21 protein-coding genes are annotated in these 21,813 nt (G+C 71.8%); 13 read left to right on the forward strand and 8 right to left on the reverse strand.

Translation table 11 applies throughout. From position 1 onward, the window contains the following. Positions 1-101: 101 nt before the first annotated feature. Complete coding sequence (locus AOQ37_RS19385) at positions 102-434, reverse strand: hypothetical protein (protein ID WP_159401359.1); 333 nt, start codon at positions 432-434, stop codon at positions 102-104. A 203-nt stretch (positions 435-637) separates the two neighbouring features. On the opposite strand from AOQ37_RS19385, the gene AOQ37_RS19390 reads away from it, so the two are divergent. Beyond that, positions 638-3,625, forward strand: a complete 2,988-nt coding sequence (locus AOQ37_RS19390) for a carbohydrate binding domain-containing protein (RefSeq protein WP_062645821.1) — start codon at positions 638-640, stop codon at positions 3,623-3,625. A 23-nt stretch (positions 3,626-3,648) separates the two neighbouring features. On the opposite strand, the gene AOQ37_RS19395 is transcribed toward AOQ37_RS19390, so the two are convergent. After that, positions 3,649-3,921, reverse strand: coding sequence for a hypothetical protein (locus tag AOQ37_RS19395; RefSeq protein ID WP_062646069.1), 273 nt, complete (start codon positions 3,919-3,921; stop codon positions 3,649-3,651). Between the two features lie 153 nt (positions 3,922-4,074). Between AOQ37_RS19395 and AOQ37_RS19400 the strand changes: the two genes are divergently transcribed. Beyond that, complete coding sequence (locus AOQ37_RS19400; protein WP_063781166.1) at positions 4,075-4,785, forward strand: hypothetical protein; 711 nt, start codon at positions 4,075-4,077, stop codon at positions 4,783-4,785. A 72-nt stretch (positions 4,786-4,857) separates the two neighbouring features. On the opposite strand, the gene AOQ37_RS19405 is transcribed toward AOQ37_RS19400, so the two are convergent. The 3 genes from AOQ37_RS19405 to AOQ37_RS19415 all read right to left on the reverse strand — a co-directional run bounded on the left by AOQ37_RS19405 (position 4,858) and on the right by AOQ37_RS19415 (position 7,998). Then, positions 4,858-6,147 carry an MFS transporter gene (locus AOQ37_RS19405; protein WP_062645823.1) on the reverse strand — a complete coding sequence of 430 codons (1,290 nt, stop codon included), beginning with the start codon at positions 6,145-6,147 and terminating at the stop codon, positions 4,858-4,860. Further along, the gene (locus AOQ37_RS19410; protein WP_062645824.1) at positions 6,144-6,683 is read right to left on the reverse strand and encodes an ArsR/SmtB family transcription factor; all 540 of its coding nucleotides are present in this window, start codon (positions 6,681-6,683) and stop codon (positions 6,144-6,146) included. Before AOQ37_RS19410 ends, AOQ37_RS19405 begins: the two co-directional genes overlap by 4 nt. 103 nt (positions 6,684-6,786) lie before the next feature. Further along, positions 6,787-7,998: a cation:proton antiporter gene (locus AOQ37_RS19415; protein WP_062645825.1), complete on the reverse strand. Its 1,212-nt coding sequence runs from the start codon at positions 7,996-7,998 to the stop codon at positions 6,787-6,789. 487 nt (positions 7,999-8,485) lie between these two features. On the opposite strand from AOQ37_RS19415, the gene AOQ37_RS19420 reads away from it, so the two are divergent. Continuing rightward, complete coding sequence (locus tag AOQ37_RS19420; protein ID WP_062645826.1) at positions 8,486-9,166, forward strand: class I SAM-dependent methyltransferase; 681 nt, start codon at positions 8,486-8,488, stop codon at positions 9,164-9,166. A 120-nt stretch (positions 9,167-9,286) separates the two neighbouring features. Here AOQ37_RS19420 and AOQ37_RS19425 read toward each other — a convergent pair whose 3' ends face one another. Continuing rightward, positions 9,287-9,880 carry an MBL fold metallo-hydrolase gene (locus AOQ37_RS19425; protein WP_062645827.1) on the reverse strand — a complete coding sequence of 198 codons (594 nt, stop codon included), beginning with the start codon at positions 9,878-9,880 and terminating at the stop codon, positions 9,287-9,289. A gap of 91 nt (positions 9,881-9,971) precedes the next feature. On the opposite strand from AOQ37_RS19425, the gene AOQ37_RS19430 reads away from it, so the two are divergent. The 3 genes from AOQ37_RS19430 (at position 9,972) to AOQ37_RS19440 (ending at position 12,465) form a co-directional block, all read left to right on the forward strand. Then, positions 9,972-10,928 (forward strand): GlxA family transcriptional regulator, encoded by a 957-nt coding sequence (locus AOQ37_RS19430; RefSeq protein ID WP_062645828.1) that lies wholly within the window; start codon positions 9,972-9,974, stop codon positions 10,926-10,928. Between the two features lie 206 nt (positions 10,929-11,134). Continuing rightward, entirely contained in the window at positions 11,135-11,584 is a 450-nt protein-coding gene (locus AOQ37_RS19435) for a hypothetical protein (protein WP_062645829.1), read from the forward strand. A 356-nt stretch (positions 11,585-11,940) separates the two neighbouring features. Further along, on the forward strand, positions 11,941-12,465 hold the full coding sequence (locus tag AOQ37_RS19440; RefSeq protein ID WP_062645830.1) for a hypothetical protein: 525 nt from the start codon (positions 11,941-11,943) through the stop codon (positions 12,463-12,465). Between the two features lie 115 nt (positions 12,466-12,580). Here AOQ37_RS19440 and AOQ37_RS19445 read toward each other — a convergent pair whose 3' ends face one another. Then, positions 12,581-14,857, reverse strand: coding sequence for a M4 family metallopeptidase (locus AOQ37_RS19445; protein ID WP_062645831.1), 2,277 nt, complete (start codon positions 14,855-14,857; stop codon positions 12,581-12,583). 440 nt (positions 14,858-15,297) lie between these two features. On the opposite strand from AOQ37_RS19445, the gene AOQ37_RS19450 reads away from it, so the two are divergent. From AOQ37_RS19450 to AOQ37_RS19460, 3 genes are all read left to right on the forward strand, one after another. Continuing rightward, positions 15,298-17,232 carry a CASTOR/POLLUX-related putative ion channel gene (locus AOQ37_RS19450; RefSeq protein WP_062645832.1) on the forward strand — a complete coding sequence of 645 codons (1,935 nt, stop codon included), beginning with the start codon at positions 15,298-15,300 and terminating at the stop codon, positions 17,230-17,232. Between the two features lie 277 nt (positions 17,233-17,509). Beyond that, positions 17,510-17,992: a hypothetical protein gene (locus AOQ37_RS19455; RefSeq protein WP_062645833.1), complete on the forward strand. Its 483-nt coding sequence runs from the start codon at positions 17,510-17,512 to the stop codon at positions 17,990-17,992. A 41-nt stretch (positions 17,993-18,033) separates the two neighbouring features. Continuing rightward, the gene (locus AOQ37_RS19460) at positions 18,034-18,633 is read left to right on the forward strand and encodes a hypothetical protein (protein WP_062645834.1); all 600 of its coding nucleotides are present in this window, start codon (positions 18,034-18,036) and stop codon (positions 18,631-18,633) included. A gap of 74 nt (positions 18,634-18,707) precedes the next feature. Here the strand turns inward: AOQ37_RS19460 and AOQ37_RS19465 are convergent, their stop codons facing one another. Continuing rightward, the gene (locus AOQ37_RS19465; protein ID WP_062645835.1) at positions 18,708-19,160 is read right to left on the reverse strand and encodes a flavodoxin family protein; all 453 of its coding nucleotides are present in this window, start codon (positions 19,158-19,160) and stop codon (positions 18,708-18,710) included. Positions 19,161-19,351: 191 nt separating this feature from the next. Between AOQ37_RS19465 and AOQ37_RS19470 the strand changes: the two genes are divergently transcribed. The 4 genes from AOQ37_RS19470 to AOQ37_RS19485 all read left to right on the forward strand — a co-directional run bounded on the left by AOQ37_RS19470 (position 19,352) and on the right by AOQ37_RS19485 (position 21,810). Next, positions 19,352-19,942 carry a hypothetical protein gene (locus AOQ37_RS19470; protein WP_234436955.1) on the forward strand — a complete coding sequence of 197 codons (591 nt, stop codon included), beginning with the start codon at positions 19,352-19,354 and terminating at the stop codon, positions 19,940-19,942. 251 nt (positions 19,943-20,193) lie between these two features. Continuing rightward, on the forward strand, positions 20,194-20,568 hold the full coding sequence (locus AOQ37_RS19475; RefSeq protein WP_028806388.1) for a hypothetical protein: 375 nt from the start codon (positions 20,194-20,196) through the stop codon (positions 20,566-20,568). 212 nt (positions 20,569-20,780) lie between these two features. After that, on the forward strand, positions 20,781-21,149 hold the full coding sequence (locus AOQ37_RS19480) for an ArsR/SmtB family transcription factor (RefSeq protein WP_062645837.1): 369 nt from the start codon (positions 20,781-20,783) through the stop codon (positions 21,147-21,149). A 193-nt stretch (positions 21,150-21,342) separates the two neighbouring features. After that, the gene (locus tag AOQ37_RS19485; protein ID WP_062645838.1) at positions 21,343-21,810 is read left to right on the forward strand and encodes a hypothetical protein; all 468 of its coding nucleotides are present in this window, start codon (positions 21,343-21,345) and stop codon (positions 21,808-21,810) included. Positions 21,811-21,813: the final 3 nt, after the last annotated feature.

A 21,813-nucleotide genomic window follows, 5' to 3' on the forward strand; every position in this document is an offset into this window, starting at 1 on the left:
CCTATCAAGCCTCGGCGACACAAGTAACCCCATCGAAGCCATGTTCGTGCGATCGAACAAACGGAGCACTGCGACTGGCCCAGCGTCACGCGGGCCCGGGATCAGAACAGTTGGAGCACCTGGGATGCCACAAAAGCGGTCAGGCCGACATGGAAGAGGACCAGGCAGATCCACTGCGGCACGGACATGCGCCAGGAGGCGGCCCGGAGGATCTCCCATTCGCTCACCGCGAAGGCGGCCAGCACCAGGGCGAGAACCTCCCACACCACGTGCCACCAGCCCGAAGGAGTCGCGCCCGCCGTGGCGTCCACGGCCGCCGGGAGACGCGCGACACGCCCCAGCAGAAAAAGGCCGATAAGCAGCTTGTGCCAGCCGTGACGGACCGTCGGCGCGGCGGTCGGCACCCGGGAGGAGGGCGTGGATCCTGTAGACATTCGCACATTTGATCACTTGGCTCGAATGGAAGACATCGTTCCGATCGTCCCGGCCCAGGCGATCCACCGCTTCCCCCGCGCGTGCGGAATCCCTTTACGGGTCTGTCATGCCCCTGTAACTTCCGTCCGCAAGTCCTTTCAGGAAGTTGCCGGTTGCTCTTTCATGGCGACTCCCTCCATCCGCTGCCCTACCGGGAGAGGCCATGAGGCGCGCACCGAGAACCACCCGCAGACCCGGACCACCCCGTCCGCTCGCCGCCGCCATGGCGGCGGCCGGACTGATCGGCCTGCTCGCGGGCCCGGCCGAATCCGGGCCCGCCCCTCTGCGGACGACCGCCGCCACCTCGAACACGGCGACCGTCTTCTACTACACGAAGACGAAGAACTGGTCCGCGACCTATCTGCACTACGCCCCCGACGGCGGCGCCTGGACCACTGTCCCCGGCCGCGTCATGGAGGCCGCCTGCACCGACTGGGTGAAGCGGACCGTCGACCTCGGCTCGGCCGCGGGCCTGCGGGCCACCTTCAACAACGGCAGCGGCACCTGGGACAACAACGGCGGCGCCGACTACACGCTGGGCACCGGCCCCGTGACCGTGAGGGACGGGGTGATCGCCCACAGCGATCCGTGCGCCGGCACGGAGACGGGCAACGGCAACGAGGCCACCGTCTACTACTCGACCAGCACCTCCCGATGGACCACCGCCAACATCCACTACGCGCCCGCCGGCGGCTCCTGGACGACGGCCCCCGGCGCCGGTATGGAGACCGCGTGCACGGGCTGGTGGAAGAAGACCCTGGACATCGGCACGGCGACGTCGCTCAAGGCCGCGTTCAACAACGGCAACGGCGTCTGGGACAACAACAACGGCGCCGACTACACGATCCCGCTCGGCGCCACGACCGTGAAGGACCGCACGGTCACCTCCGGCGCGGCGAACCCCTGCGCGGCCGAGGTGCCCGACACCGAACCGCCGACCGCCCCGGCCGCCGTCACGGCGAGTGCCACCGGCACCTCGGTCGTGGTGAGCTGGGACGCGGCGACCGACAACAAGGGGGTGACGAAGTACCAGGTCACGCGCACCGGAGGCACCCTGGGGACGGTGGTCACCGACATCGGCTCGACGGTGTTCTCCGAGTCCGGGCTCGAGGAGAAGACCACCTACTCGTACACGGTGAAGGCGGTCGACGCGGCGGGGAACACCTCACCCGCCTCCGCCGCGGCGACCGCGACGACCGGTGAGCGCGCGCCGGCTCCGGCGAACGGCACCCCGCTGGGCACCGACCCGCGCAAGGACCCCATCTACTTCGTGCTCACCGCCCGCTTCTACGACGGCGACACCGCGAACGACCGAGGCGGCAGCCAGCATGTGAAGTCCGGGAACGCGGCGAACGACGACCCGATGTTCCGCGGGGACTTCAAGGGGCTGGTCGAAAAACTCGACTACATCAAGGCGCTCGGCTTCTCGGCCGTCTGGATCACGCCCGTGGTCCTCAACCGCTCGGACTACGACTACCACGGCTATCACGGGTACGACTTCTACAGGGTGGACCCGCGCCTGGAGTCGGCCGGCGCCTCCTACCAGGACCTGATCAACGCAGCCCACGCCAAGGGCATGAAGATCTACCAGGACGTCGTCTACAACCACAGCTCACGCTGGGGCGCCAAGGGCCTGTTCACGCCGACCGTGTACGGGGTCCGCGACTCCCAGTGGAGCTGGTACTACGACGAGAAGGCCGAGGGCTTCGAGTACGACGGCCTGACGGTGGAGTCCAAGTCCGGGAAGTCGTACTACAACGGCGATCTGTGGTCGACGGCCGAGCCGACCGGCAACACCTGTCTGAACTGGGGCAAGCCCACCGGCGGCAAGAGCGCCGAGGGCTACACCCTCTACAACTGCCAGTGGCCCAGTCCCACTTCGGGCATGTTCCCGAAGGCCTACTACCACCGGTGCTGGATCGGCAACTGGGAGGGCGAGGACTCCCGGTCCTGCTGGCTGCACGAGGACCTGGCCGACTTCGACACCGAGTCGACGCCCGTGCAGAACTACCTGATCGGCGCCTACGACAAGTACATCGACATGGGTGTCGACGGCTTCCGGATCGACACGGCCGTGCACGTCCCCCGCGTCACCTGGAACCGCCGTTTCCTGCCCGCCATCCAGGAACGGGTCAGCCAGAAGTTCGGCACGGAGGCGGCCGCCAACTTCTTCGTCTTCGGTGAGGTCGGCGCGTTCGTCAACGACAAGTGGAACCGCGGCTCGGTGAACCACTCCGCGCAGTTCTTCACCTGGAAGGAGCGCAAGGAGTACAGCGCGGACGACGAGACGGCGGCCATCGAACAGTTCACCTACGAGAACGACCTCGGCACCGGAAACCAGCCGACGTCGACCAACGCCTTCCTGAGCGGCAACAGCTACCACACGCCCGATCGCAGCCGATTCTCCGGCATGAACATCATCGACATGCGCATGCACATGAACTTCGGGGACGCGCAGAACGCCTTCAGCAACGGCAAGGACTCCGACGACAGCGTCAATGACGCCACCTACAACGTGGTCTACGTGGACAGCCACGACTACGGGCCGAACAAGTCGAGCACGCGCTACAGCGGCGGAACCGACGCCTGGGCCGAGAACATGGCGCTGATGTGGACCTTCCGCGGCATCCCGACGCTGTACTACGGCTCGGAGATCGAGTTCCAGAAGGGCAAGCAGATCGACTGCGGGCCGAGCTGCCCGCTGGCCTCCACGGGACGCGCCTACTTCGGTGACCGACTGGCCGGTTCCGTCACCGCCTCGGACTTCGGCACGGTCGCGAGTGCGAGCGGCACGGTCGCCACGACCCTGGCCCAGCCGCTGGTCAGGCATCTCCAGCGGCTGAACCAGATCCGCCGGGCGGTCCCGGCCCTGCAGACGGGCCAGTACTCGACCGACGGGATCAGCGGCGCAATGGCCTTCAAACGCCGCTTCACCAGCGGCGGCGCGGACAGTTTCGCACTGGTGACGGTCACCGGCGGGGCGAGCTTCACCGGCATCCCGAACGGCACGTACAAGGACGCCGTCACGGGTGATGTGCAGACCGTCTCGAACGGCACCCTGTCGGTGGCCGCCCCCGGCAAGGGCAACCTGCGGGTGTACGTCCTGAACGGGCCCGGGAAGATCGGCGCCGACGGGCCCTATCTGAAGTAGCGCCGCCGCGGGACCAGGACCGGTCAGGGGGCGCCCGGCGCGTCGCCCCGCCAGTCGAAACGGCGGTCGTCGCCGGCACGTCGTCCGTACAGGGCGCGGCCGCCGGGTCCGTAGCGGCCTATCTCGGTGATCAGCGCCACCTCGCGCAGCTCGTGGAGGGACCGCTCCGTGATGTCCAGGAGCAGGCCGTCCAGCGGACCGCCCACGAGTTGCCCGTACACGCGCTCCGGTCGGGGTCCCGCGTCGTCGTGATCGGCGCCGTAGACCCGGCCCCGCAAGAACTCAACCTCGTCCATGACCAGCAGCTTCTCACCCACCACTGACAACGGCCCGTTGGGCACTCTTCGGCCAAGGCCGTGGCGGAAAAGTGGCATCCGGGCGCGATCCCCCGCCCGGCCGGGTAACCACCCCGTACGCATCGTTGTGTAGGGGGTGGGGGGCCGGCCCTGATGGCACGCAGGCGGGAGCGGGAACGGGCGCGGACCCACGAGTCGGCGCGGGCCCGGCGTCGACGGACCGTGCGCGAGCTGCGTGCGTCGGGCCGCTACGGACCGCGGCTGCGCGAGGTGCTGCCCGCCCTCGCCGCCTCGGTCCTCGTCGTCGGCGCCGCGCTCGGGGGCTTCGCGGTGGTCTACCGCACGTTCGGCGGTCCGGCCTGCGCGCTGCTCCTCGCACCGCTCCTGGTGGCCGCCGCCGTCCTGCGCCGTCGGTCCCGGCGGCCGGCCCGGCGGCGGGGCGGTTACTACACCGCCCAGGAACTGGCGGAGCTGGACATGCCCGAGCTGGTGGTCGCCGTGGCCCGGATGCTCCGGCGGGACGGCTGGCGGGTGCTGCCACCCCCTCGGCACGACACCCACCACCTCGCCGCCCGCGACGGACACGGGCGGCTGCTCGACGTGGCGTTCCGGCCCGTGGCCGAGCCGCTGCCGGACGAGGAGTCGGCCTGTTCCTGCCGGGCGCGGCTGCGGGTACGGGCGCGGGCCGGTCCCCCGTTGCGGCTCGTCGTGCACCGGGGCACCTTCACCCACCGGGACGAGGTGTGGGCCTCGCGCGAACCCCACACCTATCTGATCGACGGCCCCCGTCTTCAACTGTGGGCACGTGGAACACCCTTGACCCAGCTCGCGGGCGGGACCCTGCCCTCCCCGCGGCGCGCCTGACCTCCGTCCGCCGCCTGGGTGCGCCTGGCGGCCGTCCGGTCACGCGTCGAAGGGCGGCTCCCGAACGGCACGTCACTGAACGGCGTGCGGCTGAACGGGTTCCCGGGGTTCCGGGTGATCCGGCTCGGCGGACGGGGCGGCGGCACGCAGCGCCGCCTCGACCCGGCGGTCGCTGGTCATGGTCGCGGTGATGGCGGTCATGGTGAGGAGGAGGCCGGCGGCGGTGCAGAGCGGGGTGCGCACGTCGTAGGCGGTGGCCAGCCAGCCGCCGAGGAAGGCGCCGAACGGGGCGGCGCACATGGCGAGCATGCGGGAGGTGGAGGCGACCCGGCCCATCAGGTGGGCCGGGACGATCGCCTGCCGGAGGGAGGGGCCGAGCACCATCGTGGCGCCCATGCCGGCTCCGCAGACGGCGAGCGCGAGGCCGGCGACATAGGGGTTCGGGGCGGCGGCGAGGCCCAGGACGGCGAGCCCTTCGACCGCGGCCGTACAGGTCAGCGCGGTGCCGGTGCCGAGTCGTCGGCCGAGGAAGGAGGCGATGCCCGCGCCGAGCAGACCACCGGTGGCCTCCGCCGTGAGGAGCAGGCCGAAGCCGAAGGTGCCGATACCGAGACGATCGTGCGCGAAGAGGGCGAGTACGGTCTCGACGGCGAGGAAGGCGATGTTCCCGACCGCCGGACGCAGCGCGAGCCCGAGCAGCAACTGATCCCGGAACACGTACGAGGCGCCGGCCCGCGCCTGCCGAAGCAGCGACTCGCGGGCCTGCGGCACGGGCCGGGGTGCGGCGGGCAGCGACCGTACGAGTGCTGCGGAGACGGCGAACGACACCGCGTCGGCGAGCAGCGGCACCGCCCGCCCGAGCGCGAGCAGGGCACTGCCCGCGGGTGGCCCGGCGAAGCCGGACGCGGCGGTCTGGGTGCCGCGCAGGCGGGCGTTGGCGCGCTCGAGGCGCACGGGGTCGCGGCCCAGCAGATCCGGCAGGTAGGCCGTGGCCGCCGTGTCGAAGAACAGTCCGCCGAGGCCGAGGAGGAAGGCGACGGCCGCGAGCAGCGGAATGCTCAGCACGTCGAGCGCCGCCGCTGCCGCCGGTATCGCGAGCAGCACCGCACGGGCCGCGTCCGTGACCCACATCGTGCGCCGCCGGTCCCAGCGGTCGACCAGCGCACCGCCGAGCACCCCGAAGAGCAGCCACGGCAGTGTTCCGGCGGCCGTGAGGACGGCGAGCGCCATCGGATCCCGTGTCAGCGTCAACGCGAGCAGCGGCAGCGCGGCATGCGACACCCCGTCACCGAGCGAGGACACCGTCTGCGCGGTCCACAGGCGTCCGAATCCGCTCGGCGGCTTCCGCGGGTCCGAGGTCACTCGGCGTCCCCCTCGGCCTGCTTGCGCGACGCCGGGTGGAACAGTGCGAAGACGAGCGACGTGTCCGGCAGTGACGGATCGGACAGCTCCCGGTACTCGTCCGCCAGCGCCTGGAGCCGCGCCCCCAGCTCCGCGAACTGCTCGTCGGTGAGCCGCAGATGCGCCATCCGCACGTGCCGCTCGCCGTCCGCCGGCGCTGCCTCCAGGTCCGCCACCGCGTGCCGCATCAGCACGTCCGGCCCGCCCTCGCCCGGATCCGGCAGCACGATCGACCGCGCGGCCATGGCGTAGTACCGCTCGGTGACCCCGCGGACCTTCCGCGTGCGGACCACCTTCACCAGGCCGGCCCGCTCGAGCAGCCGCACGTGGTAGCTGGAACTCCCCTTCGCGAGACCCACCCGCTCGGCGATCTGTGTGATCGTCGCGGGCTCGAAGCGGAGCACGGCCATGATCCGGTGGCGCGTCAGGTTGGAGACCGCGCGCAACTGGTCGTCAGTGGTGACGTGGAACGCCTCGGGGACGTCGTCGGCAGACATGCGACCAATGGTCAACGACTCTTGACCATTGTGCAAGGGGATTGCGCGGGTCGCGCGCGGACTTCCCGGATCGGCTGCCCCGCGAGCGCGGCCCCCGGCTTCCTCACCTCAACTCCTCACACCTGGCACGGGCGTGGTCCATGTGCGCTCTCCGGTCACCGGTCACCAGGCGTACGACGAGGTGCGCGCGCCCCGCGGCCACGGGTCCGAGCACGGCCAGGACGAGGACGTAGCCCGCGATGAAGGGAGCGAGTCTGTCGTCGAGCCCCGCGCTCGCGGCCATGGCGGCGAGGATCAGCGCGAACTCGCCACGGGCCAGGAGGGTGGCGGCGATGTTCGCGGCGGACTCGGGCCCGTAGCCGTAGAGACGCGCCACGATCAGTCCCGCCGCCACGTTCATACAGAGGGTCAGCGCGGCCGCGACGGCGACCGGGGCGAGGACGGCTCCGAAGTCACCGGGGTCGATCGCCAGGCCGAAGGCGAAGAAGAAGACGGCGGCGAAGGCGTCCCGCAGCGGATGCACCAGCGTGCGGATCCGCGCGGCCGACGGGGTCCGGGCGAGGATCAGCCCGACCATGAACGCGCCGATGGCGTCGGCGACCCCGAGGAGTTCGGACACTCCGGCGACGAGTACGGCGGCGCCCAGGAAGCTGATGACGAGCAGTTCGTCGTCCCGCACATGGATGAGCCGGCCGATCAGCCGCGTGCCGTAGCGGGCGGTGACGGCCAGCACCAGCAGGAACCCGAACGCCTTGGACACCTGGAGCAGCACCTCGGCGACGCCGTGCGCGCCCCCGATGACCGGCTGGAGCGCGGCGAGGTAGAGGGCGAGGAAGACGTCCTCCACGACGATCACGCCGAGGATCAGCCGCGTCTCCGGACGGCCGAGCCGGCCCAGGTCGATCAGGATCTTGGTGACGATGGCGGAGGAGGAGATCCCCAGGACGCCCGCGAGGACGAGCGCCTCCCGGGTGCCCCAGCCCAGGGCGAGGCCGAAGCCGAGTCCGGCGCCGACGTTCAGCAGCAGGTAGCTTCCGCCGGCGAGGGCCAGACGTCTGCCGCCGGTCCTCAGGTCGTCGAGGTGGAACTCGAGGCCCAGATAGAACAGCAACAGCACCAGGCCGAGTGCCGACAGCATCTCGAAGTCGTGCGCGTCCTCGACCAGGACGAAGCCCGGAGTGTGCGGGCCGAGCAGCATGCCGGCGAGGGTGAACAGGGGGATGGTCGGCAGGCCGATGCGGTTGCCGAGGCGGGCGAGGAAGGCCGCGGCGAGAAAGGCACCGCCCAGGGCCAGCAGGGTGTCAGCGTGTCCCATGCGTCACCTCCCTCGCGGGGAGGCGGAGTTCCCCGGCGGGGGGATGGGATTCCCCGCCGGGGAGATGGAGTTCCCCGCTGGGGAGATGGAGTTCCCTCGCGGGAAGTCGGAGTCGGAGTCGGGCTTGGGGCACGGCTCGATGGTGGATGGGCGGTTCTCCTTCTCGGGTCGTCGACGGGCGGTCAGGGAGGCACAGGCGGTCGCACACGGTCAGAGACGGTCAGAGGTGGACTGCTGCGCCCTGGGTCCCGACCGGGCCGCCTCGGCGCTGCCCGGCGTTCCGGGCCTCCTCCACGATCACCCGCCGCCGGGGGGCGGCGCCATCGGGGTCGACACCCATTTGTCCCCCAGGGGACGCACCCGGCCGGACGTGTCCGTTCCGTCGTCGACAAGGGGCCGTACGCCGGGTCGTCGGCGGGCTGCGCGCTTTTTGCCGGACCGGCAACAGCGGTGGCGTGACCGGCACACGATGGGCGACGGTGGGCCCATGACCGACACCAACGCGGGACGACCGCCCCTGCCCGACGTCTCCTTTCCTGCCGACGGCTATGTCGGGGACCCCGCGGTACGGGCGGAGTGGGACGACCGGTACACCGAACGGCAACAGTTGTGGAGCGGCCGGCCCAACGGCGCGCTCGTGACCGAGGCCGCCGGACTCACCCCCGGGCGGGCGCTCGACGTCGGCTGCGGCGAGGGCGCGGACGCCGTATGGCTCGCGCGCTCCGGCTGGGACGTGACCGCGCTCGAGGTCTCGGGCGTGGCCCTGGAGCGGGCCGCCGAACACGGCCGCGACGCCGGCCTCACCATTCGCTGGGTCCACGCCGCGCTGAGCGAGGCGGCACTCCCCCCTGCCTCCTTCGACCTGGTCTCCGCGCAGTACCCGGCCCTGCTGCGCACCCCCGACGCCGCGGCCGAGCGAGCGCTGCTCGCGGCCGTCGCGCCCGGCGGAGTGCTGCTGCTCGTACACCACGCGGGGATGGAGAACCAACAGGCGCACGACAGCGGCTTCGACCCGGCGGACTACGTCTGGCCCTCGATGGTCGCCGCTCTGTTCGACGACGACTGGGAGGTCGAGGTGGACGAGCAGCGGCCTCGCGTGGCGCCCGAGGGCGGCGCCGGCGCGCACCACACCGACGACGTGGTGCTGCGGGCACGCCGACTGCGCTGAGGCCCCACCGTCCGTGGCTCGGGGTTCGGGGTTCGGGGTTCGGGACTCGGGACTCCAGGAGCCGGTCGGCGAACTCACTTACCGCGCGCGGCAGTTACGTGACCCTTCCGGGCGGAGCGGTCAGCGCGGCGTGTCGGCCCCGGCCCGGAAAGCGCCGCCGTGGCCGGGCACGATCAGGTCCGCGGCGTTCAGCACCCGCAGCCGGGAGGCGCGCAGCACCTCACGGTCAGGGGCCACCGGGTCCTCCGCAGGGCCCTCCGCGTGCCACCACAGGTCACCGGCGAAGGCGACCACGCCCGACTCCGTGCCCGCGAGCAGCGTGATGTCCTCGGCGCTGTGGCCAGGGGTGCGGATCAGCCTCAGGGACGGGGTGAGTTCGTATCCCTCCGCGTCCCGGTTCCTCCACTGGTCACCGAGGTACTCCACCTTGTGGTCGTGCACCCGAGCCCGTCCGAACAGACCCACGTTCATGGTGTTGTCGGGGTGATGATGGCTGAGTACGACGTCGGTGATGTCGTCGGGGCCGAGACCCGACTCCGCGAGCGGAGCGAGGATACGGTCGCGGCTCGCCACCATGCCCGGGTCGAAGATCACATGCCGGCCGGCATCGGATACGTAGGAGACGGTGGCGGCGACTCCGGGGCCGGTGGAGCCGACGTATCCGGTGGTCAGGATCTTGTACACGGCGCTGCGGCCGAGCGGTGCGTCTGTCATGGCCTCGATCCTTCCGGGCGGACCGGTCGTCCACGAGTGGCACAGTTGCCGTTGATCGCAGGATTAATGCCACCCGTGCCACACTCGACGGATGCCTCCCTTCGCGACTGTCGCCGCGTACGCCCCGCCCGGAGTCGGCATGCTGGCCGTCGGCATCGTCACCGAGGTCTTCGCTCCGCACGGGGAGAGGGCGCCCGGCTTCGACGTCGCTCTGTGCACCGACCGGCCCGGGCCGGTCCCCACCGACGTCGGGGTGCCGCTCGGCGTCACCCACGGCCTGGACCGACTCGCCTCGGCCGATCTGGTGATCGCCCTGCCGTGGGCCGACTTCCGTACGCCGCCCGCGTCCGCCGTGCTCGACGCGCTGTCGGCGGCACACGAGCGCGGCGCGCTGGTGGCGGGCCACTGCGTCGACGCCTTCGCACTCGCCGCCGCCGGACTGCTCGACGGCCGACGGGCCACCACCCACTGGCGGTTCGCCGAACTGCTCGCCGGCCGTCACCCGGACGTCACCGTCGAACCCGACGCGCTCTACATCGACGAAGGCCGCGTCGTCACCGGCGCGGGCGCCGCCGCGGGCTTCGACCTCTGCCTGCACCTGCTGCGCCGGGAACACGGAGCCGCGATGGCCAACGCCGTCGCCCGGGACGTGGTGCTGCCCTCCCACCGCGACGGCGGGCAGGCGCAGTACCTGGCCGCCCCCGTACCCGAGGACTGCCGCGACGAGCGTCTCGCCGAGGTACTCGCCTGGGCCCGCGAGAACCTCCACCAACCGCTTCCCGTCGCCGAACTGGCCCGGCGCGCCGTGATGAGCAAACGCTCCTTCGCCCGCCGCTTCACCGCCGCGACCGGCACCACCCCGCACGCCTGGCTGCGGAACCTGCGACTGAGCAGCGCCGAGGAGCTCCTGGAGACCACGGATCTGCCGGTCGAGGAAATCGCGCGCCGTGTCGGTTACGGAAGCGCGGCCGTCCTGCGCGAACAGTTCGTACGCCGCAGGGGAGTCCCGCCCCGCTCCTACCGCCGCTCCTTCACGAACGCACCGTGACGCACGGGGCCGACCAGCCGGGCCACGCGGCCGCGGCGGCCCGGACCTGGCGCGCAGCGCCCACACCCCGACGGTTGCGTCCCGACTCGGCCGATCACACCGCCGGTTATGACTGAAAACACCGCTAACTCCGGCACAACCATCCGAAGGCCGCGCCCGTCACATAAGGCAGGAGCAACCAACTCCTAAGCACACAAGGGGGAAATATGCGCTTCACTCATTCCATTCTGGGCGCCGCGGCACTGGCCGCCCTGTCGGTGGGGGCCACCACCGCCCTGGCGGCACCGGCCTCCGCCACACCCAACACCACCCCGCAGAAGGTCTGCGGAAGCGGCTACAAGACCGTGAACTCCGCTCCCGTCGGCTCGCTGGGCACCGTCTACCTCGCCTACAACTCCGGCAACGGCAACAACTGCGTCGTCACCATCCGCAACAACCCCGGCACCGCCGTCGACATGTCCGCCTGGATCTACGTCCCCGACACCAACGAGGGCGACGACGACTACGGGCGCTACACGTCGTACGCGGGACCCTCGTACGTCATCGGCAAGGGCTACTGCGTCGACTGGGGCGGCGGCATCGCCAACACGTACGTACAGGTGACCGGCTCCAACTGCGGCTCCCTCAAGGAGACCCGGACCACCTACACCCACTGACGCGCCGAAGGCCACGACAGCCCCACCCCGCCCCGGCGGAGCCCGTCCGGCTCCGCCGGGGCATCACGTCCGGGGCCGCTCGGACGCCGCCGCGCGGACACCCCCGTCCGTACGTCTCCGGCATAGCGTTCACTTTCCACTCATTGCAACGAACCCGCGAGGCCTGTTGCGTTGACAATCAAGCCATTGCAACGATTTCACCTGTCTGAACAGGCCTGTTATCCACGTTGCGCATTTAACTCGTTGCCCCGTCGGTGAATGCAACGTAGCGTTTGCGCAACAGGAAACGACGAGCCCAGGGCCTCCCAAGTCCGAGGCTCCGCGTTTCGCGAAGGAGCGATCCCAGGGGGCGGATCATGGAGACCGAGCAGAGCCGGCGGCGGGCGACACCCGCCCTCACCGCCTTCGCGCGCTTCGCACTCTGCGGCGGCGGAGTGGGGCTCGCTTCCAGCTTCGCCGTGGCGGCGCTCGCCTCCTGGCTCCCCTGGGTCCTGGCCAACGCCCTGATCACCGCGGCCTCCACGTTCCTGGCCACCGAGCTGCACGCCCGCTTCACCTTCGGGACGGGCGGGCGCGCGACCTGGCGGCAGCACGCGCAGTCGGCCGGGTCCGCGGCGGCCGCGTACGCGGTGACCTGCGTGGCGATGGGTGTCCTCCAGTACCTGGTGGCGTCACCCGGCGCGGCGCTCCAACAGGTCGTCTACCTGTCGGCCTCGGCACTCGCCGGTGCCGCGCGGTTCGCCGTGCTCCGCCTCGTCGTCTTCGCACGCCACCGCTCGCAGACCGCGGCCCCCGTGCGCACCGCCCGTCGCCTGCCCGCGCCGCCCGTGGTCCGCGCCGAGGCTTCCGTCAGCCCGTCGGTGCTCTGCCGCGCCGCCTGACCGTGCCGACGGGCCCGGCCCGCTCCCGGACCCGCGGACATGCCGCCGCCCGGGACTGAGGACCCCGGGCGGCGGTGTCGGGCGGTCAGCGGTCAGTGGCCGCCGACCGAGGCGGTCAGGGCGTCAGCTGCCAGCGCTGGATGTACCCCACGTCGATCGACGCGCGGTCCTGGACCCGCAGCTTCCATGTGCCGTCGAGGGGCTGGGCCGACGCGTCGACCGTGAAGGTCTGGTCGACGTTGTCGGCGGAGCCGCCGGCGCGGTTGAGGAGCGAGTAGACGGTGCCGTCGGGGCCGACCAGGTCGACGGTCAGGTCACCGCGGTAGGTGTGGACGATGTTGACGTAGACCGAGGTGGTCGCGGAGGCGTTGCCATCACGGCCCGTGATGGTGATCGGGGACTCCACGGCCGCGGCGTTGTCGGGGATGTCGACGCGGGTGGCGGAGGCGTAGATGTACGCGATCCGCCAGGTGAAGGTGTCCGTGACGGACGCGCCGGTGCTGTCGGTGACCGTGACGGCGACGTCGCTGCTGCCGAGGGTCGTCGGCGTCCCGGAGATCAGGCCGTTCGCACCGAGAGTCAGCCCGTCGGGCAGGCCGGTGGCCTCATAGGTCAGGCCCGCACCGGAGTTGGTGGTGTACGCGTCCACCTGGAGGCTGACCGACTGGCCCACGCCGCTGGTCTGGTCGGCGATCGGGGCGACGTTGACGCCGAGGGCTATCCGGCTGCCGACGTTGATGGCGGCCCAGGCGTCGGCGACGGCGAGGTAGGTGGGGCTGTAGGCGCCGAACAGGTCGGCCGACGCCTGGAGGGTGGCGGTGCGGGCGCCCGCGTAGTTGGTCGACGAGGTCATGTACGTCGTCAGCGCGCGGTACCAGATGGCGGCGGCGTTCTCGATGCCGATGCCGGTGACGGCCTGACCGTCGTAGGTCGGGCTGTCGTAGGCGACGCCGTTGACGGTCTTGGCGCCGCTGCCCTCGGAGAGCAGGTAGAAGAAGTGGTTGGCCGGGCCCGAGGAGTAGTGGACGTCGACGCTGCCCAGGGTGGAGCTCCAGCTGTCGCGGGAGGCGCCGTCCTTGGAGGGCTTGTCCATGTACCGCAGCGGGGTGCCGTTGCCGTTGATGTCGATCTTCTCGCCGACGAGGTAGTCGCCGGGGTCGGCGGCGAGGCCGGAGTGGAACTCGACGGCGGCGGCGAAGATGTCGGAGGTCGCCTCGTTGAGGCCCCCGGACTCGCCGGAGTAGGTCAGGTTGGCGGTGGCGGCGGTGACACCGTGGCTCATCTCGTGGGCGGCCACATCCAGGGCGGTCAGCGGGTGGGTGTTGCCCGAGCCGTCGCCGTAGGTCATGCAGAAGCAGCTGTCCTGCCAGAAGGCGTTGACGTAGCTGTTGCCGTAGTGGGCCCGGCTGTAGGCGGCGACGCCGTCGTTGCGGATGCCGTTACGGCCGTACACGTCCTTGTAGTAGTCCCAGGTCGCGGCGGCGCCGAAGGCCACGTCGACACCGGCGGTCTGGCGATCGGAGGGCAGGCCGTTGCCCCAGACATCGTTGTCGTCCGTGAAGAGGGTGCCGGTGCCGGAGGTGCCCTGGTTCAGGTCGTAGGTCTTGTGCCCGGCGCGGTCGCCGTCGGTGAGCTGGTACGTCGATCCCGACAGCGTGCTGCCGACCGAGACCGTGCCGGCGTACTGGCCGGTGCCGGTGCCGGTGTGCACCTTCTCGGCGGCGAGGATCTGCTTGCCCGTGGTCGCGTCGGTGACCACCTGGAGCTCACTGGGCGTGCCGTCCCGCTGAACGCCCTCGACGACCGTCTCCCAGGCGAGGACGGGTCGGGCGGCGCCTGCCCAGACGACGAGGCGGGGCGCCCTCTCGGCCTCGGCGCCGGTGGCGTCCGCGCTCCTCGCGGCCGCGAGAGCCTTGCCGGTGGCGTCGGTCGCGGAGAGCTTCGGGCTGAGCGAGGGCAGCGTGAGCGTGGCGCCGCTCGCCCGGGAGACGGTGGTCCGGCCGTCCTCGAGGTGGACGACCAGGTCACCGCCGAGGACGGGCAGACCGGCGTAGGTGCGCTCGTAGCGGGTGTGCGTGGTTCCGTCGGCGTCCTGGACGACGTCCCTGACGACGAGCTTCTCCCGGGCGCCGAGGGCGAGTCGCCGGGCCGTGCTGCCGGCCGCGGTCTGCGCGCTCTTGATCAGCGAGGCGCGGCGGGCCGGGGACAGCGGCGTCGCCGCCGCGCCCGCGCGAGGCGTGGCGGAGATCTTGGCGTGACCGGGACCCGGGTCGGCGGGGGCCGCGCCGGCGGTACCGGCCGGGGCTCCCAGGGCGAGCAGGGTCCCGATGGTCGTCAGAGCGAGGGCGGTGGCGCGTCTGCGCCGGAGGATGGGGTGGTGTCGCCGGGGCAACGGGTTCTCCTTCGTGCGACGGTCGGCCCGTGGTGGGGGCCGAGGTGGGGCGGAACGGCGGGATGAGGCCGGTCCGGAGCGCTGCACGGCTGGCGGGTGGAAGGAGGTGGGGGGTTGGGGGATGCCCCGCATGATGCGGGTGTGAAGGAACGGTGAACTTCGGCAGCAGCGTGGCACTGCGTGCACAGGTTTGTCATGGGAATGCCAAAACAACGGCTGGAAATGACCATGCCCGACCGGGGATCCACCCTGCTCGGCGCACGTTTTCAGCCGTGGGAGCGGCCCGCCCTCCCGAAAGGGTGAACACGGGGATTCCCACGGCGTGTCGCGGCACTCCGGGCAGCACCCTGCGAGTTCAGGGGGCGACGGCAGTCGGCCGGCGGGAGACAGGGGGCGTGGTGGAAGGGCAGCGGCGAGGGCCGGTTTCGTTACGGGAGCGGATGCGCTACCGGTTCGACAACACACTGGCGCGCAGCACCGGCAGATTGGTCGGATGGCTGGCGGTGACCTGCCTCGGCATCGTCGTACCGGCGAGTGCGCTGCTGGTGTGGACGGACCCCTCCGCGCCGCGTTCACTGTCGGGCCGGCTGATCGCGGTGTGGCGGGTCAGTGCGGAGACCCTGCGGCTGGGCGCGGTGACCGGAGCCCCGCTGCGGATGCTGCTGGGCGTGCTGCTCGGCCTGATGGCCCTGCTGTACGTGTCGACCCTGATCGGCGTGATCACCACCGGTCTCACCGACCGCCTCACCGAACTGCGCCGAGGCCGCTCCACCGTGGTGGAGGCGGGCCACTCGGTGGTGCTCGGCTGGTCGGAGCAGGTGTTCACGGTGGTCGGCGAGCTGGTCGCGGCGCGCGCCGGTCAACGCTGGGGCGCGGTCGTCGTCCTCGCCGACCGGGACAAGACCGAGATGGAGGAGGCACTGGCGGCCGCGCTCGGACCGACCGGCACCACGCGGCTGATCTGCCGCAGCGGCTCCACGGCCGACCCCGAGGCGCTCGGGCTGGTCAGTCCGGCTTCTGCGAGGACGGTGCTGGTCCTGCCCGCCGCGGAGACCGCCGGGGACACCGAGACCGTACGGACGCTGCTGGCCCTGCGTGCCGTCCTCGGCGAACACGCGGGCCCGCCCGTCGTCGCCTGCGTACGGGACGAGCGGTACCGCGTGGCGGCCCGCCTCGCCGCCGGTCCGCGGGGCATCGTGCTGGAGTCCGACCGGACGGCGGCCGGCCTCATCGCGCATTCCGCGCTGCACCCGGGCCTGACCGCCGTGCTGCGGGAACTCCTCGACTTCGCGGGCGACGAGTTCTACCTCGCCGCCGCTCCCGAACTCGCGGGCCGCCGCTTCGGGGACGTCCTGCTCGACTGCGCGACGGCGGCGGTGGCCGGGCTGGTGCGAGCCGACGGCACCGTCCTGCTCAACCCACCGCCGGAGACCGTCGTCGCGCCCGGGGACCGCCCCGTGGTCGTGGCACCGGACGAGGACACCCCGCGCTGGGAGGACTGCCGCGACCTGGTGGAGCCGCCCGCGCCGACCGAGCCCGACGCGGGCGCGGCCGAACCCTCGCGTTTCCTGCTGCTGGGCTGGAACCGTCGGGCGCCCCACCTGGTCGACCAGCTGCGCCGCCGCGCCCGGCCGGGCGCGGTCCTGCACGTCGTCACGGATGCGGCGGACGCGGCTCCGACGCCGCCGGTACCGGAGCCGCGCAGGGAACCCGCGGGCTTCGACGGGCTCGCCGTCACCTTCTCGACCGCCGATCCGACCGATCCCTCGTCCCTGCGCGCTCTCGACCCGGGCTCCTACGAGCGGATCATCGTGCTCGGGCCGGACTCCGGGGAAGCGGCCGGACCGCCGGACCACCGCACCCTGATCGTCCTGCTGATCCTGCGGTCCCTCGCGCAGGAGGCCGGGTACGCCGTGCCGGTGGTCGCGGAACTCGCCGACGAACGCAACCGCGCCCTGGCCCCCCTAGGGCCGGACTCCGAAGCGGTCGTCGGCGGACAGCTGACGGGGCTGCTCATGGCACAGGTCTCGCAGAACGGACACCTGGCCGCGGTGTTCGAGGAACTGTTCGCCGCCGGCGGCAGCGCACTACGGCTGCGTCCGGCGCATCTCTATGTGCCGCCCGGCCGTCCCGCGTCGTTCGCCACGGTCGTGGCGGCGGCGCGCGACCGGAGCGAGTGCGCGATCGGCTACCGCTGTCACGGCTCCGCCGCGGTGCCCGCGGGCGGCCGTCAGGTCCGGCTCAATCCCGCCAAGGCCGACTTACGGGTCTGGAGCCGTACGGACGAGATCGTCGTGGTCGTGACGGACGGCGCGGCGGCGGGGAGCGCCGGAGGAGCGGGAGGAAGCCAGGCGGCACGGGCGGACGTCTCCTAGCCGGTGCCGGTGCGGCGCGGCGCGGACAGGACCGGCCTGGCCCGACCGCCGTTCGCGTTCGACGTCAGGTCTCCGGCGTCCGGCATCCCGGGATGAGGCGTCCGGCCTCAGGCGTCCGGCCTCAGGCGTCCGGGCTCAGGCGTCCGCTCCTCGCGGTGAGGGGGCGCGGGCTCTGGGCCGTTCGAGTGGTCGCCTTCCGCTCGCCGTCGTAGCGTCGGTAGAGAACTTCTCCGGGCGCGGAAACAGACGGCTCCCGGTCGGGCGGGCGGGAGCCGACATGCGACACACGACGAGAACAGCGGTCATGCTCAGCGCGGCGCTGGGCCTCACGGCGACCGTCGGCTCGGCGACCATCGGCTCGGCCTCCGCCGCACCGGCCGCCGCCCCGTCCGCGGCCCGTGCGGCTGCCGTACGGCAGGCCGCACCGCCCGTTCTGGTCGACTGCCTCTGGCATGCCAAGGTGCGGCCCGGTGACTTCATCCTGGCGTGCGGCGACGGCAACAGCCGCCTGGTCTCGCTGCACTGGGACAGCTGGGGCACGAAGTCGGCGCGGGCCACCGGTGTCAACGTCGTCAACGACTGCGATCCGTACTGCGCGGCGGGCGCCTTCCATCCGTACGCCGTCGTCGTGAAGCTGGACCGGCCGCAGGCGTGGAAGAAGAACCCGCAGGTGCAGCACTGGACCCGGATGACCCTCACCTACCTCGGCGACAGGCCTGAGCAGTTCGGTCGCGTGGTCACGTACCCGCTGTGGAACTGACCTCGTGGCCCGGGCCGGTGCCCGCCTGACATGATCGAGGCATGACACGCCTGCGGTCACGCCGGTCGGGGCTGCGGCCACGGCGGCGGCTCGGTGCCCCGGTTGCGCCGGCCCTGCTCGCCCTCACTCTCGCCGCCGGATGCGCCGACCCGTCCGACGACCCCCGGGCGGCCGGCCCGCCAGCCTCCCCGCCCTCGGCCGCCGCCTCGGCGCAGGCCAAGGGCTTCTGCCCGCCGCCCGAGGACACCCAGGCCTCGCCGTCCGCGTGCATCACCTACGGCTGGGACCAGCGGGTCGCCGAGAACCACGCCTACCGGGAGACCCAGCCCCTCACCGCCGCGCAACGGCGGCAGGCGCAACCGAAGGCGGCGGCGCTGGCCGCGGCACTCCAGGAACTCGCGGCGGCCGAGGGGACCACCCTGGACGGTCTGCGGGCGGCCGCTGCCCAGGCGCTCGGCCTCAAGGCGCCGCAGATCGAGGTGCGGGGCAACTTCCTGGCACCCCTGCACGACCTGCTCGTAGGGGGCGGCGAAGGCAAGGTGTGCGTCAACGGGACCGTCGACGTCGAAGGTCACGCGACGGCGGAGGTCGTCGGGCGCACTGTCGAGGGAACCTGCCTGCCCGGCCCGGGCGGGCATTGACGCCAGGCACCGGAGTCACGGCGCCGACGTCGGACGCGGCCGTCCGGCAGTGACGCGAGGCGGCCCGGCCCCCGTCACTCCATCAGACCGGCCGCGACCGTGGCGCCCAGTTCCCAGCAGGCCGTCACGTCCGCCTTGCCGGGTTCCCCGGTGACGGTGACCGGTTCGGCCGCGCGCCGCCAGCCCAGGCCGGTGGTGACGGTCTCGATGCCGCGCACCGCGCCGGTGACGTCGTTGCCGCCGTGCACGTAGTAGCCGAAGGGCCGGCCACGCGTGGCGTCGAGGCAGGGGTAGTACACCTGGTCGAAGAAATGCTTCAGCGCGCCGGACATGTAGCCGAGGTTGGCCGGCGTGCCCAGCAGATAGGCGTCGGCCGCCAGGACGTCGGAGGCGGTCGCGGCGAGGGCGGCCCGGCGTTCGACCCGGACCCCTTCGATCTCGGGAGCCGTGGCGCCCGAGAGGACCGCTTCGAAAAGGGCCTGGCAGTTGGGCGAGGGGGTGTGATGGACGATCAGCAAAGTGGCCACGGCACGGAACCCTGCCCGCTCCCCCGGCCCGCCCGCAAGCGACACGAAGGGCCGGGCGCACGCGGGGCATGGGGACCGGCGGCATGACACCCTGTCATGCCGGGTACTCAGGGCCGCATGCTCAGGAACATGACACACCGGGGCACGAGGCGCAGGCACGAGACGCACACGAGGTACACGAGGAGGCGACGGTGCTCACACGGAGTTCGGTGATGGTGTGCGCGGCCGCGGCGCTGGCGCTCACCGGCTGCTCTTCCGGGGACGACGGGAAGGCGGCGGAGCCGACGGACGAGACCACCGTCTCGGTGACCGTCTCCGACACCCCGTCCTCACCCGTCCCCTCCTCACTGGCCCCCTCCTCCTCCGGCACCTCCGGGTCGGCCTCTCCCCCGGCCTCGGGGTCGGTCCCGGCCCCGGCGAGCCCGACGCCGGTGCCCGTCACCGGCCCGGACCAGAAGCTGGTGACCATGACCGTCACCGGTGGCTTCGCCGGGGTGAACCGGCAGGTGGTCCTCCGTGGCGACGGCACGGTCCGGACCACCGACAGCGGCGAGTCCGCGGTGCGCCGCACCACCGCGGCCCAGTTCACGACGCTGCGCACCCTGCTCGGAGATCCGGCGCTCGCCGACGTCCCCGCCTTCGCGATCGACATGGGGTCGGCCGACAAGTTCCAGTACACGCTCCAGTTCGACGGCCGCACGGTCATGACGGACCGTTCCACCGACGCGCCCGCCCTCGACCGCCTCATCGGCGCCCTGGAGAAGTGGCTGCCCACGCACTGACCGCGACCGTCTCCCTACCCCACCCCGCCCCGCCCCGCCCAAGCGTGTCCCCTCACGTGTTCCGCGCCCGTACCGTCGATCCGCTCAACTCCCGTACGCGCACGCTCAAAAGGGCTCAGGTATCCGCCTGTTCCGAAGCTCCTCGGGCCAGTCCCGAAGCGTGTCACCCACTCGGGGGACACGCTCCGTACGTTCGGGGGACCAGCGGGGCCGGAGGAGCCCGGGCCCGCGCGAGCGGCAGGAGAAGCGCCGTGGCGAATCTGGAGATCTCGATGAAGGAGACGATGACCGCGATCGAGGGGGCGGTGGGGGTCGCCGTCGTGGACTACACGAGCGGCATGGCACTCGGCACGCTCGGCGGAGGCAAGGACCTCGATCTGAACGTGGCCGCGGCCGGCAACACCGATGTGATCCGCGCCAAGGTCCGCACCATGGAGCACCTGGGCCTCAAGGGTGAGATCGAGGACATCCTGATCACGCTCGCGAGCCAGTACCACCTCATCCGGCTGCTCAAGGGCCGTGGCGGCAGCGGGCTGTTCCTCTACCTCGTACTGGACCGCGGACGGTCCAACCTGGCGATGGCCCGTCACCAGTTGAAGCGGATCGAAGCCGAACTCGAGGTGTAACCGACCGGGTGGCCAGCGGCTTCGCATGCCCTCGAATTGAAGATTTCTTCATCTCGAGACATCCAGATCACCGCATCACACGGGTGTGCGGAGCCCCCAGCCACCAGGATCGTGACGCAGCACGTGGCGCGCGGCGGCCCACGGCCGGCCGGGCGGGTCGCCGCGCCATCGCGCACCACGCACCGTACGCGGCAGGGAGCGAGCGAGAGACCATGCAGGTTCCCCTTTACCAGGCCAAGGCCGAGTTCTTCCGCATGCTCGGGCACCCGGTCCGCATCAGGGTCCTCGAACTGCTCCAGGGCGGACCGGTCGCCGTTCGTGACCTGCTCGCCGAGATCGAGATCGAGCCGTCCAGCCTGTCCCAGCAACTGGCGGTGCTGCGCCGCGCCGGGATCGTGGTGTCGATCCGTGAGGGCTCGACGGTCAGTTACGCGCTCGCCGGCGGCGATGTGGCCGAGCTGCTGCGGGCCGCCCGCCGCATCCTCACCGAACTCCTCGCGGGGCAGAACGAGTTGCTGGCGGAGCTGCGCCAGGCGGATCTGCCGCTGCCGGTCCCGCAGGGCGGCAGCGGCCGAACGTGACGGGGACCGGACCCTGAACCGGAGCCGCCGGGCCCGCTTCAGGGGAACCGGGACACCGAACCGATGCTCGGGACTCGAACGAAACACACCGAAACGCCACGGTTCGCCACCCCTTCCGCCACCTAGAAATATCTACCAGCATGCATATGCCCGCTCGGCATGCGGCCGGGGGCGGACGTCACACGGAGCCGACATGAGCGATGCGATGTGGACGCGGGGCGTGGAGTGGCTCGCGGCCGCCGCGACGGACCCGCGGCTGTGCAAGCGGGAGTGGGACCAGGGCGAAGGGATCACGCTGCTGGAGGCGGGCCGCTACTGGGAGGTCCTCAGCGTGCCCGACCGGCTGGGCCTGCTCACCCTGGATCTGCTGTGGCAGGCGTCCCGCCCCGTGCCGGGACCCACCCTGGTGGACACCGCGGCGCACCGGGTCGGCTTCTTCCTCCCGCCGGATCCCGGTACCCGGTGGGTCGGGGCGGGGCTGAGACGCGCGGGCCGGGGCTCCTGGGTGGCGGTTCCGCCGCCCTACCGGGCCGCACGGTCCCTGGAGTGGCTGGTCCCGCCGGACGGGACCGGGTCCCTGCACTCACCCGTCACACTGGAGCTGGCCCTGCGTCAGGCCAACGGCACGCTGGCCGTCCTGACCCCGATGTGCGGCCGGTAGCGC

Source organism: Streptomyces maremycinicus (assembly GCF_001184025.1).
Taxonomy (GTDB): Bacteria; Actinomycetota; Actinomycetes; order Streptomycetales; family Streptomycetaceae; genus Streptomyces; species Streptomyces maremycinicus.